Source organism: Oceanospirillum maris DSM 6286, assembly GCF_000422865.1.
Classification (GTDB): Bacteria; Pseudomonadota; Gammaproteobacteria; order Pseudomonadales; family Halomonadaceae; genus Oceanospirillum; species Oceanospirillum maris.
The window spans coordinates 146,419-164,440 of record NZ_AUGW01000013.1; the positions used below are offsets into that span (position 1 = coordinate 146,419).

The 18,022-nt window shown below is 45.8% G+C and carries 15 protein-coding genes; 9 read left to right on the forward strand and 6 right to left on the reverse strand.

What is annotated here, in order from left to right; all coding sequences use genetic code 11:
- Positions 1 to 37: 37 nt before the first annotated feature.
- The 3 genes from cgtA to rplU all read right to left on the reverse strand — a co-directional run bounded on the left by cgtA (position 38) and on the right by rplU (position 2,330).
- Positions 38 to 1,288: an Obg family GTPase CgtA gene (gene cgtA / locus G517_RS0106300; protein ID WP_028303703.1), complete on the reverse strand. Its 1,251-nt coding sequence runs from the start codon at positions 1,286 to 1,288 to the stop codon at positions 38 to 40.
- Positions 1,289 to 1,668: 380 nt separating this feature from the next.
- The gene (gene rpmA, locus G517_RS0106305) at positions 1,669 to 1,926 is read right to left on the reverse strand and encodes a 50S ribosomal protein L27 (RefSeq protein WP_028303704.1); all 258 of its coding nucleotides are present in this window, start codon (positions 1,924 to 1,926) and stop codon (positions 1,669 to 1,671) included.
- Between the two features lie 92 nt (positions 1,927 to 2,018).
- Positions 2,019 to 2,330 (reverse strand): 50S ribosomal protein L21, encoded by a 312-nt coding sequence (rplU, locus tag G517_RS0106310; RefSeq protein ID WP_028303705.1) that lies wholly within the window; start codon positions 2,328 to 2,330, stop codon positions 2,019 to 2,021.
- 430 nt (positions 2,331 to 2,760) lie between these two features.
- Between rplU and ispB the strand changes: the two genes are divergently transcribed.
- Both ispB and G517_RS18045 read left to right on the forward strand, forming a co-directional pair.
- Positions 2,761 to 3,732, forward strand: coding sequence for an octaprenyl diphosphate synthase (gene ispB / locus G517_RS0106315; protein WP_028303706.1), 972 nt, complete (start codon positions 2,761 to 2,763; stop codon positions 3,730 to 3,732).
- Positions 3,733 to 3,937: 205 nt separating this feature from the next.
- Positions 3,938 to 6,046 (forward strand): putative bifunctional diguanylate cyclase/phosphodiesterase, encoded by a 2,109-nt coding sequence (locus G517_RS18045; protein ID WP_169447903.1) that lies wholly within the window; start codon positions 3,938 to 3,940, stop codon positions 6,044 to 6,046.
- 57 nt (positions 6,047 to 6,103) lie between these two features.
- Here G517_RS18045 and G517_RS18050 read toward each other — a convergent pair whose 3' ends face one another.
- Positions 6,104 to 8,974: a bifunctional diguanylate cyclase/phosphodiesterase gene (locus tag G517_RS18050; protein WP_051206163.1), complete on the reverse strand. Its 2,871-nt coding sequence runs from the start codon at positions 8,972 to 8,974 to the stop codon at positions 6,104 to 6,106.
- A 417-nt stretch (positions 8,975 to 9,391) separates the two neighbouring features.
- Here G517_RS18050 and G517_RS0106330 point away from each other — a divergent pair, with 417 nt between their 5' ends.
- The 5 genes from G517_RS0106330 to G517_RS0106350 all read left to right on the forward strand — a co-directional run bounded on the left by G517_RS0106330 (position 9,392) and on the right by G517_RS0106350 (position 13,658).
- Positions 9,392 to 10,414: a hypothetical protein gene (locus G517_RS0106330; protein WP_157833164.1), complete on the forward strand. Its 1,023-nt coding sequence runs from the start codon at positions 9,392 to 9,394 to the stop codon at positions 10,412 to 10,414.
- Positions 10,415 to 10,504: 90 nt separating this feature from the next.
- Positions 10,505 to 10,900, forward strand: coding sequence for a CoA-binding protein (locus tag G517_RS0106335; RefSeq protein WP_028303708.1), 396 nt, complete (start codon positions 10,505 to 10,507; stop codon positions 10,898 to 10,900).
- Between the two features lie 133 nt (positions 10,901 to 11,033).
- Positions 11,034 to 12,272, forward strand: coding sequence for an HDOD domain-containing protein (locus G517_RS0106340; RefSeq protein WP_028303709.1), 1,239 nt, complete (start codon positions 11,034 to 11,036; stop codon positions 12,270 to 12,272).
- Between the two features lie 139 nt (positions 12,273 to 12,411).
- Positions 12,412 to 12,849 (forward strand): D-aminoacyl-tRNA deacylase, encoded by a 438-nt coding sequence (dtd, locus tag G517_RS0106345; RefSeq protein ID WP_028303710.1) that lies wholly within the window; start codon positions 12,412 to 12,414, stop codon positions 12,847 to 12,849.
- Between the two features lie 29 nt (positions 12,850 to 12,878).
- A complete protein-coding gene (locus tag G517_RS0106350) occupies positions 12,879 to 13,658 on the forward strand; it encodes an SDR family NAD(P)-dependent oxidoreductase (protein WP_028303711.1) in 780 nt (259 codons plus the stop codon).
- Positions 13,659 to 13,781: 123 nt separating this feature from the next.
- Here the strand turns inward: G517_RS0106350 and G517_RS0106355 are convergent, their stop codons facing one another.
- Entirely contained in the window at positions 13,782 to 15,716 is a 1,935-nt protein-coding gene (locus G517_RS0106355; protein WP_028303712.1) for an ATP-binding cassette domain-containing protein, read from the reverse strand.
- 76 nt (positions 15,717 to 15,792) lie between these two features.
- On the opposite strand from G517_RS0106355, the gene G517_RS20010 reads away from it, so the two are divergent.
- Positions 15,793 to 16,344, forward strand: coding sequence for a TIGR02444 family protein (locus G517_RS20010; RefSeq protein ID WP_051206164.1), 552 nt, complete (start codon positions 15,793 to 15,795; stop codon positions 16,342 to 16,344).
- 229 nt (positions 16,345 to 16,573) lie between these two features.
- Positions 16,574 to 17,281 (forward strand): BamJ family beta-barrel-assembly machinery protein, encoded by a 708-nt coding sequence (gene bamJ, locus G517_RS0106365; protein WP_028303713.1) that lies wholly within the window; start codon positions 16,574 to 16,576, stop codon positions 17,279 to 17,281.
- A 102-nt stretch (positions 17,282 to 17,383) separates the two neighbouring features.
- Here the strand turns inward: bamJ and G517_RS0106370 are convergent.
- Positions 17,384 to 18,022: outer membrane beta-barrel protein (locus G517_RS0106370; RefSeq protein WP_028303714.1), on the reverse strand; the 639-nt coding region annotated here is incomplete at its 5' end.

The window sequence follows — 18,022 nt, forward strand, 5'->3', positions numbered from 1 at the left end:
CCACTGGGGTTTCCTCAGTGGTTCTATGTCACCGTCATTATTTTGCGTATTCAACTTCTACGTCGTAGTCATCGTCATCAAAGTCGTCGTCATCAAGATTATCGCCAAGATCGCTAACGCCCTCGCTAAGATTATCATCTTCAGTCGCGACAGGTTTAGGCTCTTTAGGGCCGTGACGACGTTCCAGATAGGCTTCGACACGAGCAACCGACTCGTCTTCCATGCGTTCGCGCATTTTCGACTCTTCTTCGGCAAGCTCTGGGTTTTCCGTCTGTGCGATGCGCTTCTCATCCAGCCAGTTCATGATCTGCTGACAAACAACCTGCGTACCTTCGCTGCTAATGGCGGAAACACGGAAGACAGGGCCTTCCCAGTTCAGCTCATTAACAATGCGTTCGCAAACGGCATCGCGCTCATCTTCTGGCAATAGATCCAGTTTGTTCAGTACCAGCCAGCGAGGGCGTTCAGCCAGTGTTGGGCTGTATTGCTCTAGTTCTCGGATAATGGCCTGTGCTGACTCAACCGGATCAGTTTCGTCAAATGGTGCCACATCAACCAGATGCAGCAGCAGGCGTGCACGGGTTAAGTGCTTAAGGAAACGGAAACCAAGACCTGCCCCCTCAGAAGCGCCTTCAATCAAGCCAGGAATGTCCGCCATAACAAAGTGTTTAAACTGCCCCAGTTTAACAACGCCCAAGTTGGGAACGAGTGTCGTAAACGGATAGTTTGCAACTTTTGGTGTTGCAGCAGAAACTGAGCGAATCAAGGTTGATTTACCCGCATTCGGCAGGCCAAGTAGCCCCACGTCAGCCATGACTTTCATTTCAAAGCGAAGGCTGCGCTCTTCACCTAACGTGCCGGGCGTGATTTTGCGAGGCGCACGGTTGGTACTGGATTTAAAGCGAGTATTACCTAAACCTCGACGACCGCCTTGAGCGACCATCAATTCTTGGCCGATCTCAGTAATATCACCTAGAATTTCTAACGTATCCTCATCGATCACCGTGGTGCCTACCGGTACTTGAACATATAGATCTTCACCGGCTTTTCCTGAGCACTGACGACCTTGACCACCTTCACCGTTTTGCGCGCGATAACGACGCTGATAGCGAAAATCGATTAGTGTGTTTAGCGAGTCATCGCCCACAAGAATAACATTACCGCCGTCACCACCGTCACCGCCGTCAGGGCCACCTTTGGCGATGTACTTTTCTCGGCGAAAGCTCAAACAGCCATTGCCGCCTTTGCCAGCGGCAACGTGAACACTTGCTTCATCTACAAACTGCATGATTATTTGCTCTTAATCTGGTGTGTTTTTCCAGCTTTTCATCGGCTACGCCCACACGGAGCCTCTCAAGGGATGAGAGCAGCAGCCACTGCTGTCCGTCCTACCGATTATTCATCCAGCCGTAGAAAAGCCCTGTATTTAAGCCTGTATCGTAAGATAGTTGGGCAGGTATTCGGCACCTCAGATCTACGATGTCGATGGAAATCCTTGCCGGTATTATCACAAATCTTAGTGAACTCGCATGAGAACGGTGAAAGATTAGTGCTAGTATCGTTATCATTTTATCCGCTGTAGTAATCGCTGCAACAGATATAAAGATTGTGGCAGATACGAAAAAAGCCCCGCACACGGCGAGGCTTTTTCAACCGATCGAAATCGGCTTACGCAGGTACGATAGTAACGGTTTTACGTTTCTTCAGACCGCGTACTTCAAATTTCACTACACCGTCTTTTGTTGCAAACAGAGTGTGATCTTTGCCGATACCAACATTAACGCCTGGGTGGAAACGAGTTCCACGCTGACGAACAATGATGTTACCTGCTTTAACTACTTGGCCGCCAAAACGCTTGACACCAAGGCGTTTCGATTCGGAATCGCGACCGTTACGGGTACTACCACCAGCTTTTTTGTGAGCCATGAGTACTTCCTCGTTAAGTTGATCTTGCCGATTAGACTCCACTGCGTGAGTGATTATTGAGCCTAATCGAAACTGAAATTTTATTCTGTGAATTAACCAGTAATACCGGTAATTTTCACTTCAGTAAACCACTGACGGTGGCCTTGACGCTTCATGCTGTGCTTACGACGACGGAATTTGATGATAGTAACTTTATCACCACGGCCGTGGCTTACAACTTCAGCAGAAACCTTAGCACCCTCAACAACAGGAGCGCCAACTTTAACGTCTTCGCCGTTAGCAATTAGCAAAACCTGATCAAAATCTACAGCAGAACCTGTTTCCAGTTCTAGCTTTTCGATTTTTAGGACTTCGCCTTCTTTAACGCGGTACTGTTTACCACCAGTTTTAATAACTGCGTACATGCTTGTCTCCAAAAACAGCAGTGCTTAGTGAATTATATGCTTCTTACTTACCTGCTTTGAATAGAAGCGCTCTGGCAACTATCGGACAGGGAGCAAAGACCGGATACAACAGGAATGAATCCTGACATTTATTTGAGATATTAACCTCATAATTTGTACACGGTAACTAAGCAGGGCGCGAATTTTATAGTAAGCGCAAGATAACGGCAACCGTTGAGCTTGATTTTTAGCCGCAAATATCGTGTCCAAAGACCGCAAAGTGCTGCAATTATCAAAAGTGATTAGCAAAATAGACACTTCATCGACAAAATTGTACCAAAAACCATTAAAACAGGATCTGTGCTTGGCCTTTGCTTGACACCCTATCCCGTGCCCAATAGCATTCAGGCAGCCGTTTTTAGCCCACCTACGAGAAAAAAGCAGTCTTACAATGCAGCCAAAGAGCGCCATTCATGACCTTGTAGCGGATGACTTTTCCGCACTGAACCAATACATCATCGATCAACTGCACTCCCGCGTGCCTCTTGTTGAAAAAATTGCTGAGTATATCGTCGACAGTGGCGGTAAACGTATGCGGCCTTTACTCGTACTTTTAACGTGTAAAGCATTGGCCTGCAATGATGATAGGCGTATTCCGTTATCGGCTTTGGTGGAATTTATCCACACGGCTACATTGCTGCACGATGACGTTGTGGATGAGTCAGATATGCGCCGAGGCCGTGATACCGCAAATAATAAATGGGGCAACGCGCCCAGTGTGCTGGTTGGCGACTTTCTCTATACCCGTGCGTTTGAGCTGATGGTTAATATCGGCCATATGGATATCTTAAAAATTTACGCTAATGCAACCAATGTTATTGCAGAGGGTGAAGTACTTCAGCTAACGAACGTGCGCAACCCTAAAATTAGCGAAGAACAGTATATGGCGGTTATTAAAGCCAAAACCGCCATGTTGTTTGAAGCGGCAACCCAGTCAGCTGCTATTCTTAGCGGTGGCTCTGATGAGCAGCAAAAAATGATGGCTGATTACGGCAATTACCTAGGCCTTGCTTTCCAATTACAGGACGACCTGTTGGATTATAAAGGCGATGCTAGCGCCATGGGTAAAAATGTGGGTGATGACCTTGCTGAAGGTAAGCCAACGTTACCGCTTATTCGTGCGATGCAAGTAGGCTCAGAAGAAGATGCCAAGCTTATCCGTAAGGCGATTCGTAAAGGTGGTCTAGAGCTACTAGAACCTGTGCTGGAGATTATCAATAAAACGGGTGCATTGGATTATACGGAACAAAAAGCTTACGAGATGGCAGATAGAGCCAAAGAAAGCTTAGTCTGCCTGCCAGACTCGCCTTATAAAGCGCGTTTGGCTTTATTTGCTGATATGGCCGTAAAGCGCAGCAGTTAATTGCTTTTGTTGACTAAGGGTGTAGAGGGTTTTGCGTTAGGTTTTCACCTCTAAAACAAGCCCGTATAAAAAACATGGTTACAAAATACCTGTAACAATCTTCTATGACAGAAGCTTGAAGCCTGATATTTTAGCCGCGACGGGCACTGACGGATTGTATATTAAATGGCATGGGATGGCTTTTAACGAGAAATCGATAGGCTTCATGAACGTACAAAAATTATCTTTGGGCACGACACAGTCAGCGCAAATCACCGCTCTGGATAATCTAACAATTCCCAGCCTCATTCTATCGAGAAATGGCCTGCTTTGTTATGGAAACAAAGCTGCCCGTCAGTTACTCAGCGGCGTGTCTATTTCCGATACAGCCATCTCCAATACCGTCATCTCCAATACTTTGACCGGTCAAGAGCTTCTTCAGCGGTTAAGTCCTCAGCAGGGTAAAGAGCTACAAGCCGCTTGCAGCTTATTTACTGAGCAACAGTTATCCCTGACTTTTTTCTATAATGATGAGCCGTATGGTGAAAAGCAACGTAGTATTCAGCTGAGCCTCTCCCCGCTTATTATCGAAAATAGTGATGAGAAACCCCTGCTGGCCACGCTAAAAGATACGACGCAATACAATGCGGCGCAGCACCTTCCCGATCATCTTTATCAAGCCATACAGCAAACCGAAGATATGGTCATGGTGACAGACAACCAGGGTTGCATCGAATACGTTAATCCCGCTTTTATTCATCAAACGGGATACAGTGAAGCCGATGTTCTTGGCCAGAATCCTCGTGTTCTAAGCTCTGATGAGCATGATGATGCCTTTTATTCAGAGATGTGGGCAACGTTGAACGCAGGTGATAGCTACCGCAATGTTTTTATCAATTGCCGCCGTGATGGCTCCCGCTTCCATGAAGAAAAGACGATTACTCCGGTATGCGATGAATTCGGACAAGTCAGTCATTTTGTTGCCACGGGCCGTGATATTACTGATTTGATCAATAGCGAACAGCATCTTAATTATCTTCGTCGATTTGATTCACTTACAGGTTTACCGAATAGACAGCGTTTATCGGAGCATTTTGAGTTACATGTGACGCAGCGTCGCAAAACGTCTCTTGCTCTTTTTTTGATCGACCTTGATCGACTAAGCCGTATTAACGACAGCCTTGGCCGTCTGGCGGGTGATGAGTTGTTACGCATGACCGCGAGTCGACTACGCAAAGCTTTGCCATCCTATGTTGTTGGCCGATTGGGTAGCGATGCTTTTATGGTGCTGGCTGAAGAGATTCAAACACCGGAGCAAGCCGCGCATCTGGCACAGAAAATTCAGCAGATTATGGCATTACCCTTTGAGCTGACTCAGGCAGAGCTCTTTATGAGTGCCAGTCTTGGCATCACTTTATATCCTTATGATGGCGATCAATTTGATGAGCTGGTCAATAAAGCGGACAGTGCGATGCACCGCAGTAAGGATAACGATCAAGGCTTTGGCTTCTTTACCGAAGATCTAACACTGCAGACTCAAAACCGCGTTCGGTTGGAAAATCAGCTACGCCAAGCCTTGCTCCACAAGGAGTTTCACTTAGTTTTTCAACCCAAAGTAAATCTTGCTAATGGCAAAATTGAAAGTGCGGAGGTGTTACTGCGCTGGGTAAGATCCAATGGAAAAAACATCTCGCCAGCGGAGTTTATTCCTGTTTTGGAAGAAATGGGCTTGATCACATCCGTTGGTGAATGGGTGCTTATGCGCGCCTGCTGCTATGCCAGTCAATGGTTGAAGAAAGGCCATAGAATAAGCATCTCGGTTAATTTGTCTGCTCGCCAACTTAAGCAGCCTAATCTTTTGACTATTGTTCAGCGGTGCTTAGATTCCTCTGGTCTTCCTGCCGAGTTGTTGGAGTTGGAGTTAACAGAAACGAGTATGTTGGAAAATGTGGAGCACTCGATAGCCCAGTTAACCCGATTGCGGGAAAAGGGTGTTCGTATTGCTATTGATGATTTTGGCACTGGCTATTCATCTTTGGCGTATTTGAAAAAGCTGCCAACAGATACGCTAAAAATCGATAGAGCGTTTATCCAAGAGTTGGAAGGGCAAGATCAAACCGACCTCAACATTGTGCATACCATTATTCAACTGGCGCACAATCTAAAGCTTAGCGTTGTCGCTGAAGGTATTGAGACTCAGCGTCAGCTCGATATTATCAAGCAGCTTGGCTGTAATGAAGCACAGGGCTTTCTACTGGCTAAACCGATGAATGAAATAGAGCTACTTAACACTAAGAAACACTTTGAACCTAAGCTGTTTGCCCTAGGGCAGTAAAAACCGCCCTTTTTCCTATTTCTTCTATCTTCTTTCCCTTTTCTTCTTTCCTTGAGGTCAGACTGCCTGCTTTTGTTTTTTCTGTTCAGCTTGTAGCCGTTTTTCTAGCTCATTTGGCCAGAGTGGTAAATCGAGTAAGAAGCCCTGAGCTATTTGGCAGCCATGTTCTTTTAAGAAGTCTAGCTGTTCGGTTGTTTCCACGCCTTCGGCCACGGTCAGTAGGTTCAAGTTAGACGCTAGCCCAATAATCGCACCAGTGATGGCAGCATCATCAGTATTTAGGGGTAAGTCGGTTACAAAGGCCTTGTCAATTTTCAGCTTATCCAGTGGGAACCGTTTTAAATAGGCTAAGGAGGAGTATCCTGTCCCAAAGTCATCAAGCGATAACCAAACGCCTAACGCTTTTAGCTCGGTCAAAAGATCAGCCGCTTGTAGGGCTCCTTTCATCAAGGTGCTTTCGGTGACTTCTATAACGAGATGTTGGGCGGGGTAGCCAGTTTCACTGAGTACCTGTTGAACTTGGCCAACAATGCCTTGATGGAATTGAACTGCAGAGACATTGACCGCAATTTCTATGTTAGGGTAGCCCATTTCACGCCAGCGTTGCCCTTGGGCGCAGGCTTCTCTTAGTACCCATTCGCCTAGCTCTAAGATTAATCCTGTCTCTTCCGCTAGAGATATAAAAAAGTCAGGTGGGACTAAACCTTGCTCAGGGTGCTGCCAGCGAACCAAAGCCTCTACGCCTATTAAGCGCAGGTCTTCCATGCGGTACTGTGGTTGATACATTAGACGTAATTCGCCTGCAGCAATACCTTTTCGCAGCGCATTCTCCATGACTAAGCGATGAGAAACATCATCGTTCATCTGCTGGGTAAAGAACTGGAATTGATTACGGCCTTGCTCTTTAGCGTGGTAAAGCGCCGCGTCGGCATTGCGATACAGGGTTTCAAAGTCTAGGCCATCACTGGGGTATAGGGCGATGCCGATACTCGGCGTTAGCGTTAACGTGTGATGACGAACCTCTATGGCTTGTCCAATATCATGGATTATTTTCTGCGCGATAGCTGCAGCCTGATCGGGGTCATTTAGCTTAGGGCAAAGGACGACAAATTCGTCACCGCCTACACGGCTTACCGTTATCCCTGCACCGGTAAGTTGATTTAATCGTAGGGCAACCGTGCATAAAAGCTGGTCTCCAACTTCGTGGCCCAGTGAGTCATTTACATTTTTAAAGCGATCAAGATCGACAAACAATAGGGCCAAACCAAACGTATTATGGTGGGCTAAGCGTAGAGCTTGGCCAACACGGTCAGCCAGTAAGCGTCGATTAGGTAGGTCGGTTAACGCATCGTATTCTGCTAGATAGCGTAGCCGATCTTCGTTAGCTTTACGAAGCGAAATATCGCTTAAGGTCGCAATATAGTTTCTAACTTTACCTTCTTCTTTTACGGTACTAAGAGACAGCCATTCAGGGAACAATACGCCATCTTTTCGGCGATTCCAGACTTCACCCTGCCAGCGACCTAGCTTGCTCAGGCGCAGCCACATATCTTCGTAAAAACGAGCATCATGATTCCCTGATGACATGAACGAGGGGTTTTTACCCAGAGCTTCTTCTTCGCTATAACCTGTAATCTCGGTAAAAGCAGGATTCACTGCTAAAATACGGTTCTTGGGGTCGGTAATGACAATGCCTTCGGTTGCATTTTTGAAGACTTGGGCTGATAGCTCTAAGGCTTGTGCATTTTCAAGTAAGTGTGCTTTTTGATCTTCGCTGTCGTGTTCGTAACGGTCAAATAAAGCCTTCAACCAACGGGAATAAAGCATCGCAACGATTAAGGCGAATATCAGCCCCAAACTAAGAACAAAAGCAAAAGAGTAGAGGCGTTCGTTATTTTCTTGGTCAAGGGCTTCTTGATGAGATGCCAGCATACCTTGCAGCTCATCGGGGTAGATACCGGCTACTAAAACCCAGCCCCATTCCGGTACTATTTTGACCATGGCGCGCTTTTTAACAGGGCCGCGACCATCGGGATAAAACCACTGATATTCCGTTGTCCCGCCCCCTGATGCTGCAACATTCATGATTCTATCGACGGCGGTGTTTTGCAGATCACGTACGATAGGTGTGTCTGTTAGTTCACCTAGGACGCTATTCGCTAATGTCTGTCCTTGGGTATTAAGTACCGAAATATAGCCGTTTTCCCCAAACCGGAAGTCTTTTAAACGCTGTAAAACGTCTTGTTTGATATCGTTCTCAATACGATAAAGGTAATCACCTGTGCCTATAATCCAATTGAATGGCTCAAATAGGCGTACGTAAGCCACTTTATCTTCCATCTGTTCTTTATCGTGAGGTAAATACCAGCGGTATTGGGAAAAACCTGATTTCTTGGGGCTTTGCACGGCATTGATCAAACCGCGCATAATATAATGGCCTGTATCGTCACGATTATCGTACAGAGAAGAGCCTTCTAATTGCGGTGCAGTTGGCAAAAGTATGCACTGTCCATCCATGCCATCAATAAAGATATAACCTCGGCCATCAAAAAAACGTATGCCTCTTAATGTTTCTCGGATTAAACTTTTAATTTCATGCTCAGGTCGAGAGTCTTTGGTTTGCGAGTAAATACTCTCTGCAATAGAGATCGCCTGATCAACGTACACCTTTGACTGAGATTTAAGGGTTTGCTCCGTACGGGTTCGCATATACTGGATATAGCTAATAGTGGCATCAAGTTCTGATTGTAAAAGGCCTTCTTGCTGTGCGAGAACTTCCCGCTCCAAGCTATCCAGTTGCTGTTCTTTTTGACTATATTGCCCCCATAAAAAATACCCGCTTATAACGATACAAAATAAGATGACAACTGCGAGCATTCCCAGCGTTTGCAATCGCGGTAAACGATGGGCATTAATTTCTACATTCATAGTTAGCCTTAACTCTAATCTTGCGTAACTTAACTTTAAATCTCACGCAAAAGACAGGTAAAAAAAACGCTACTTTAACCTTAAAATCAAAAATACACAGCCTCTAGAATGAACCTTAGGCAAGCTTATAGAAAACCTCCAATGATTTTTGTGCTTCTTTTACATGTCTCGCCGTTATCTCGAATGTATTTTTCATGCATTCTGCGCTGTTTTTACTTTAAACTCATGACTTGTCACGCTACATTAACCCTCAAATCGTAAGAAAAACGCGATTTGATCCAAGGCTTACCATATCGGTCACATAAAGTCTCAAGCCGTTACAACGCGAAACAGTTTATTCGGTACGAACAGAGCTAATATGGGCTCTACAAATCAACCTGATATAAGTCTACTTAAATAAAAATGGAAGAAAAAAAATTGGCGCCTGATGCGTCTTCTGACAAAGCACCCAAAGACCTGCCATCTGTGCCTGGGGTGTATCCTGCCCATCATAAAATGACGCAAGCAGAAGTCGCGGCAAAGGAAGCAGAGCGCGAGCGTGAAAAGGTCAAAGCGAAATGGGAAGCGAAACAAGCGGAGAAGAAGCAAGAGGAGCGGAAAAAAGCCGAAGAAGATCGTCTAAAAGCGGAGAGAGATGCTCTCTATCGTGATTTAGAAGGCTTGGACTATGAGTTACTTTCTCTCAGTAGTTACCCTTCAGATTTTGAAATAGAATCCGCTAGACGCTCTCGTTTAGGCTGGTTCTTTGGTTTGGGCGTATCTGTGTTCCTGTTTTCAAGTTCGTTACTCAACCTTGTTCATCCTTGGGTTGGTGGCATCTCTGGTGGTATCGCTTTTGTCCTGTGGTTAAGCCACGGCACCGGAATGATGAAGTTTTTACCGGGATTGTCGAGTTACCCTGAACTGCTAGCTAAGCGTCGGCGTATTAAAAATCAGGTGACCGAATACATCCAAAAAATTGAAGCTAAACGGGGCTTTATTCACCGTATTTATCCTCTTGTTCATCACAATCCTAGGCTTAGAGCGCGTAAGTTCCGTCGTATTGCTCTGATGTCTAAAGAGCACAGCTTGATGAGCAATATGAAAACATTGCATGATGTTGCGTTGTATTATGAATATCTTGATGAATGCCGAAACGCTGCTCAAGAGTATTTCCAGAAAGAGCGTGAGGATCAGATGTTATCGAACTTAGATATTGACCCCAATGTAGAAGATCTTGAAAAAGATCTTGATGAGGCCAATGGCCAAGAGAACGATGATCAGGCGCAGGAAAAAGATCAAGACGCAGAGAAAGAGACAGACCCATCGGATCCAGAGCTAAAAATAAGTGATAAGAGTTTACAGGCTGCGGATAAGTCTGTGCTGAACCCACAGGGCGAAGGTGAAGGTGGTCAACCGGATGCACATCAAGATGAGGCCGGTGCAGCGAAGCAGGGCTAAACGGTACAGTGTTTCTTTGTATGCCTTAATTGTATCGATTTTTTTAACCTATGATCTCTTTAATGGACGATCTCTTTAAATGAATGACTTATGAGCGCATCTAATCAGAACCCTGAAAAAAGCCATCAGCATGTTGCCGTCCTTGGGGCCAGTCCGAAAAGTGAGCGCTATTCTAATCAAGCCGTTCGTCTTTTACTGCAGCATCAGCATAACATTACCGCAATAAACCCTGGGTTTGATCTTATTGAAGGGCAGCCTTGCGTTGCAACGCTTGCCGACATTCAAGAACCTGTCGACACGTTAACTCTCTATCGCAGCGCATCGCAATTAACCGGCTTAATTGATGACATTATTACTCTAAAGCCGAAGCGGGTGATTTTTAATCCCGGAACAGAATCTTGGGACCTGCAGCAGGCGTTAACGCAGGCAGGCATCCCATGGCAGGAAAATTGCACTTTGGTCATGCTTCGTGGTGGGTATTTTTAAGCTCCTTTCTTACTTTGGCTATCATAAGCAGAATCTAACAATCTCTATGCTTTACCGCAAAAGCATGCCAGCGGCTTCACCTATTGGAAGCCCTACCTTTTCTGTCCATGAGCACTAAGCGAAGAAAAAGCCAATGCATACACTGCCCTTACCTTTAGCGCGCCTTGCGGTGTTCACCCCTTTCTCTAAGCTATCCGATGAACAGCTTATTCTCTTGAGTTATCACATTGAGATTTGCCATGCAGAGGCCGGTAGCGAGATTAGTCCGATGGGTGACTCTCGCCTAGAAGAATTATTTCTGCTTAATGGACAGGTTGAGATCCAAAGCGAAAAACATGATGTAATAATGTTATCAGCTGAAGATGACCGCAGCCGCTTTAGCCTTTTGAATGTCCGGCCAAGTCCTAATCAAATTATCAGTCATACTCCTGTTGAATATTTTTTGTTATCTCCTGAATTTATTCAATCACTACAGGCTGAGTACAGTCCCTCAGACCAACCTCTGGCAGAAATTTTAGCCAACGAGAAAAGCCATCCTTTGGTTATTAAGTTTTATCGCTCGTTACTAGCGGATAATATTTCCTTACCTGCTCTGCCTGAGGTCACTCTAAGGGTGAGTAAAGCCATTGCCGATGAGGGTAATGTTCATCATATATCAACATTAATTGCCGCAGATGCCTCTATATCGGCGCGGATATTAAAGCTTGCTAATAGCCCTCTTTATCGGGCCTGTCAGTCTATTAGTCAGCTTCCCGAGGCGATTAAGCGTTTAGGGCTAAATGCTACTCGGCATTTAATTCTTGCCTTTGCGTTACATGAGCAACATCAGCAGCTTGCCCCTAATTGGATCAGAAAGCGCCTGTTACGCAGTTGGAAAGAAAGTATTCAACTAGCCTCGTTGTGTTACGTCTTAGCTAAGAAATGTACCAAGATCCCTCCAGAAGAAGCCTTGCTCGCAGGGCTGCTGCATAATATTGGCGAGCTTCCATTGCTACAGTTTTGCGATCAATATCCAGAGTTGGCGAATGACCCAGATTATTTAGATCAAATTATTCAAGAAGCCAGAGGGCAGGCTGGTGCTATGATTCTTCATCGTTGGAATCTTCCCCGCTCATTGGTGGTGGCGGTTCAACATGCGGATACATGGTTCTATGAGGCTAATGGTGAAGAAGCAACTCTAACAGATATTCTTATTTTAGCCCGCTTGCACAGCCTTGCTATGAATGATGCTTCACCGTTTGCCCCTAATATTAGACAAGTCCCATCCTATGAGAAAGTATCCCCTGGCGCTCTGACAAAAGAGCAGCGCCTAGAAATTCTAGAAGATGCCAAAGAGCAGATCACTGAAATTAAAAATTTACTTAACCACTAATCTAGGTTCTGACAAAATCTTATCTGGGTTTCTTTTAAGGCCTGTTAATCTAACGCTTTAGGTTAAAATAGTTTTTTGATATTTTTCAATATTACCGTCAGTACATGTACACTAACTCAGTCAATATAAGGAGCATCCCGTGCGAGCACTGATTCAGCGCGTGGCCCAAGCCAAAGTTGAAGTCGATCAACAGTGCATCGGTAGTATAGATCAGGGGTTATTGGTATTTATTGGCGTTGAAAAAGGCGACAGTACGGACGATGTTGATCGGCTACTGAAAAAAATTCTCGCCTATCGAGTCTTTGCCGATAACAATGACAAGATGAATCTCAGTGTTACCGATGTGCAAGGCGGCCTCTTACTGGTATCTCAGTTCACGCTGGCGGCGAACACTCAAAAAGGCCTTAGGCCTAGTTTCTCTTCTGCGGCACCACCGGCGGAAGGTGAAACCTTATATAATTATTTTGTCGAACAGGCAAAAAACCTTCACCCTACGGTGGCTACAGGTCGCTTTGGTGCTGATATGAAGGTGCAGTTATTGAATGATGGTCCTGTGACCTTCTTGCTTGAAACTTAATGATCAGCTTATATGCGTAAGGCATACCCATGACACAAAACTCCACTCCAAAAAAAGTAGCCTTAGTAACCGGTGGCGGACAGGGCATCGGTCGAGCCATCTGCCGTGGTTTATTGAATCAGGGGGTGATCGTTATTTGTGCGGATATCGACCTTGAAGCCGCTGACGAAACCGCAGAGTTGTACGCGGAGCTTGGTACGATTAAAGCCTGTGCTGTGGATGTTGCGGATGAGCCGGTGGTACAAAGTTGTATTCAGGATATTATTGATAGCTTTGGTCGGTTGGATGTCTTAATCAATAATGCGGGTTTGTCTACACCCTTTAACGACCCGATTGAAGACTTATCCCTTGATGATTGGCAGCGTTATTTGGATGTTAATTTGACCGGTGTTTTTTTGGTCAGCAAGCATGCGGTGCCTTATTTACGGGATCAACAGGGCAGTATTATTAATATTGGTTCAACCCGTGCCATGCAGTCTGAACGGGATACCGAAGCCTATGCGGCCAGTAAAGGCGGGGTGCAATCATTAACTCATGCGTTAGCGATTAGCCTAAGTGGTGAAGTACGGGTTAACTGTATTAGCCCCGGTTGGATCGAGGTTGGGGATTGGCAGAAATCCCGCGCTCGTATAGAGCCTATTCATTCACCCTCAGATCTTGCGCAACACCCTGTTGGTCGAATCGGTAAGCCTGATGATGTCGCCTACATGGTCTGTTATTTAGCCACTGATGTTGCCGGTTTTATCACGGGTCAAAATTTTGTTGTTGATGGTGGCATGAGCATCAAAATGTCCTATGACGACAGCTAAAATAAAGCGGATACGGACGAAATAAATAGAGTCACGTGGAGATAGCAGGTCTAGATAGATAAAACTGAATAGATAGAGCAAGACAAACGCTTGCTCCATCTATTCGCTGTTCACTGTTGCTGACTAGGCTTTTTCGTTCTCTAGTTCCGCCTGGGCTTCTTCTAGCTCTTCTTGAAGTGTCATCCATTCCTCTTCAATTGTTTCTGAGCTTGTGCTTAACTCACCCTGCTTCTTCAATAGCACCTGCAACCGATCTTTATTTTCATCCTGATAGATCTCAGGCTCTGCCAGCTCCTGCTCTATTTTAGCCAGCTCCGCCTGTACTTTATCCAGATCGGTTTCTAGCTTATCAACTTTTTTCTTCATCGGTCGTAGCTGCTCTCTACGCTGGGCCGCTAAACGACGCTCTTCTTTACGATCGCGTTTATCTTCTTTGCGATCATCTTCATTGGCTGGCGCACTGGCGTCGGCGGCCTTTTTCAGTCCCTGTGATCGGTTCTTCAGCCAGACATGATAATCCTCAAGGTCGCCATCGAATGGCTCTACCTTACCGTCACACACCAGCCAAAATTCATCGACTGTGTTACGCAGCATATGCCGGTCATGGGATACTAGAATAACGACGCCGGGGAAGCTTTGCAGGGCAAACGTTAGCGCCAAGCGCATCTCAAGATCAAGGTGGTTGGTTGGCTCATCCAATAGTAGAAGATTGGGTTTTTGCCATGCGATAACCGATAGTGCCAAGCGAGCTTTTTCGCCACCAGAGAAGCGATTTACATTGGTTTCTACATCGTCACCACGGAAACCAAAGCCGCCTAGATAGTTACGAATTTCCTGCTCAGATACCTTAGGTGATAAACGCTGAATATGCAGCAAAGCGGACGCGTTGAGATCTAATGATTCCAGTTGATGCTGAGCAAAGTAGCCCACCTGTAGGTTTTCACCAGCGGTATAAACGCCGGAAACTACCGGTAAATCGCCGACAAGGGTTTTGATTAAGGTTGATTTACCCGCACCGTTAGGGCCTAGCAAGCCAATTCGCATCCCCGGTAATAAACTAAAGTTCACGTCACTTAGAACTGCTTTATCGCCATAACCCACATTGGCACCATCCATGACGAGTAGGGGGGATGACGTTTTCTCGGTGCAAGGTATAGTGAACTGAAAGGGTGAATCCACATGGGCAGGGGCTATTTTCTCCATCCGCTCCAGTTCTTTCACTCGACTCTGTGCTTGCTTGGCCTTAGAGGCCTTGGCTTTAAAGCGTCGAACAAAGTTTTCTATTTCAGCGATACGGGTTTGCTGCTTCTCAAACTGAGCCTGTTGTTGGGCCAGTCGCTGAGCACGCATCATTTCAAAGGCAGAATAGTTACCGCGATATAGGTTGATTTTCTGCTGTTCAAAATGAGCGATATGCTCCACTACGCTATCGAGGAAATCCCTGTCATGGGAGATTAATAGCAAAGTACCAGGGTACTGTCTTAGCCAGTTTTCTAGCCATAGAGTTGCATCCAGATCCAAGTGGTTGGTTGGCTCATCAAGCAGTAGTAATTCTGATGGCATCAACAGTGCTTGAGCAAGGTTTAAGCGTATGCGCCAACCACCGGAAAATGACTGTACCGGCTGCTGGGTTTGTTCCATCGTAAAGCCAAGCCCGAGCAACAACTGTTCTGCACGATTCGGAGCAGTATAACCATCTAGGTTTTCCAGCTCCGCATGTAGCCGTGCGATGGCGTGGTTGTCTTCCTTGGCTTCTGCTTCGGCCAGTTCAATTTGCACTTTACGCAGGGGCTTATCGCCATCTAGCACATAATCTAGCGCACTTTTGTCGCGGGTATGAACTTCCTGTGCCATATGAGCGATTCGCAATTGCGCAGGAATCAGCAACTCGCCAGCATCTTGATGAAGCTCACCCAGTAGCAGTTTAAACAGACTTGATTTGCCAGCACCGTTGGAGCCAACAACGCCGATGCGCTGCCCACGGTGGATAATCAATGAGGTATTTTGCAACAGGGAGAGACTTCCCCGTTGCAGGCTCAGGCCTTCTAGTGTAATCATGTGATTTTACTATCAAATATTCAAAGCGCGCTAAAATGTGCCGCGCGAAAAAAGATGAGCCCGGAGGCGAGTAATTATGTCAGAACTTTCATTAGAGTATGATAACCCATTCTGGCGCTTTTCTACGAAACTCTATCGGTTAGATTCTGTAGAAGCTGCTTGCCTCTATCTGCAAGATCATCAGGGCATCATGGTTAATCAGTTGCTATTTAGCTGTTGGTTAACTACGCAAAATGTATGTTATCGCTCGGATTGGTCACAACACGTAGAGCCAGTCTTGGGGTGGCACAATCAATTTGTGGTATCCCTGCGTAAGCAACGTCGCCAGCTTAAGCCGATGTCAAACGTAGAACAACACCTACAAAAAATGTGCGATCACCTGCTCGCGGCAGAGTTGATAGCTGAGCAGCATGAGCAGTCATTGCTTTACTTGCTTTATACCTTAAAAAAAGGAATGCAAACCTGTGCAGATCGAGAAACGGCTCTGCGTACTAATATTCGCTTCGTTCTCAAAGATGCCAAGTTAACTGCCACGGCTCAGCAACAACTTAAACATGTTCTAGCCTTAGTCGTTGATGACGATATCGCCGATAATATCGTTATCACGCTCTCTGCGGATAAAGATTAGCAGCCTTATCATCGATGATAGCTTTACCCATTAATAACAGACGTTTAACCTGTTAGCTGATGTGATCGTATTGCTAAACGTTGAGAAAAAGAGGAACGACTCACTTTATCTTTGGTCTGAATCAATCAGCAATACTGACTTAACCCGTTAGAGTTGAAAAAATTGATTGTACGACCTTACTTTAGTCAATCTTATTAAAAAATTAAGCAGACCCTAATAAGGAGTTTTCATGAAAAAAGCGTTACTCACCCTGACCCTCAGCAGCCTATTAGTCGCAGCACCGGTCATGGCGGATACCCCCCTGAAGACCGACGAGGATCGCCTGAGTTACAGCTTGGGTCTGATTATGGGCCAACGTCTGAAACAAGAGTTTTCTGAGCTTAAAGTCGATGTTATGGCTCAAGCGGTAAAAGATCTTTATGCCGACGGCACCTTGAAAATGACCGAAGCTGAAGTCAAAGAAACCATGGAAGCTTACCAGCAGAAGAAAGTACTGGAACAGCAAGAAGCACAGGCTAAAGCGGCAGAGACAAACCTGAAAAATGGTCAGAAATTTATGGCCGACAATGGTAAGAAAAAGGGCGTTGTTACTACGGAATCCGGCTTACAGTATCAAGTACTGACCGCAGGTAACGGAGCTAAGCCTAAGCTGACTGATCAGGTAAAAGTGCACTACGAAGGTAAGCTGTTGAACGGTGACGTCTTTGATAGCTCTTATAAGCGTGGCGAACCGGTAACATTTGGGTTGAATCAAGTGATCCAAGGCTGGCAGGAAGGTCTGCAGTTGATGCCAGTCGGTAGTAAATGGAAAATATTTATTCCGTCTGATTTAGCCTATGGCCCTGGTGGTACCGGTGGTCCAATCGGCCCGAATGAAACACTAGTGTTTGAAGTTGAGCTATTGGATATCAACCCAGAAGCTTCTTCTGCACAGTAAATTTAAGGCTGCATTCAAGTTAAAGTTGTATTCAATTAAAATTGTACCTGAGATTAAGCCCCTGCCCTTTTACTTTTATAAGGGCAGGGGCTTAAAATAAAATTAGAACTGATAACCCACGCCTGCGGTGATGAGATCCGCGTCCTGTTTGCCAAGAAGGTCTGGTTCGGTGTTCAGCAAACGCCGCCAGTTGAGCTGTAGCTGCCACTCTGGTTTAAACTGATAACCTACCCCTAAACCTAATGCCGGAACCCATTCGTGGCTTGATTGACGGGTGCTTTCTGAGGTTTCACTCACTACCGTGCCAACATTATTTCGACTGGCTCCAGATGCTTCACCTCGGCTGGTTTGGTCTAACCACGCTAGCCCCAGAGAACCTCGTAATTGCCACTGCTTCGTTAAGGGTAGCTGGCCGATGAGGCTCAGTATCAAAGCATCCTGTTCGACGCTTTCTTTAATGGTACGGTGACGCGTAATGCCTGCGGTAGTATCTGTGGTTTCTGAGCGGGCAGAGGCCTCTCCCAGATTCAGATAGCTCACCTCAACCGCGAAATGGGGTGAGTATTCATAACCGACACCGATAATCAGGGCGGTATCTGTCTTATTCTCTGTTAAACGGGCGCTGCCACCAGCGGCTTCAATACTGTTATTAAAGGCCTCAAAATGACTGATGTTCATATCTGAGCGGGACTGGCCTGCTTCAAGCTGCAAATAAGCGTTACCTGCCTGTGCATTCAGAGC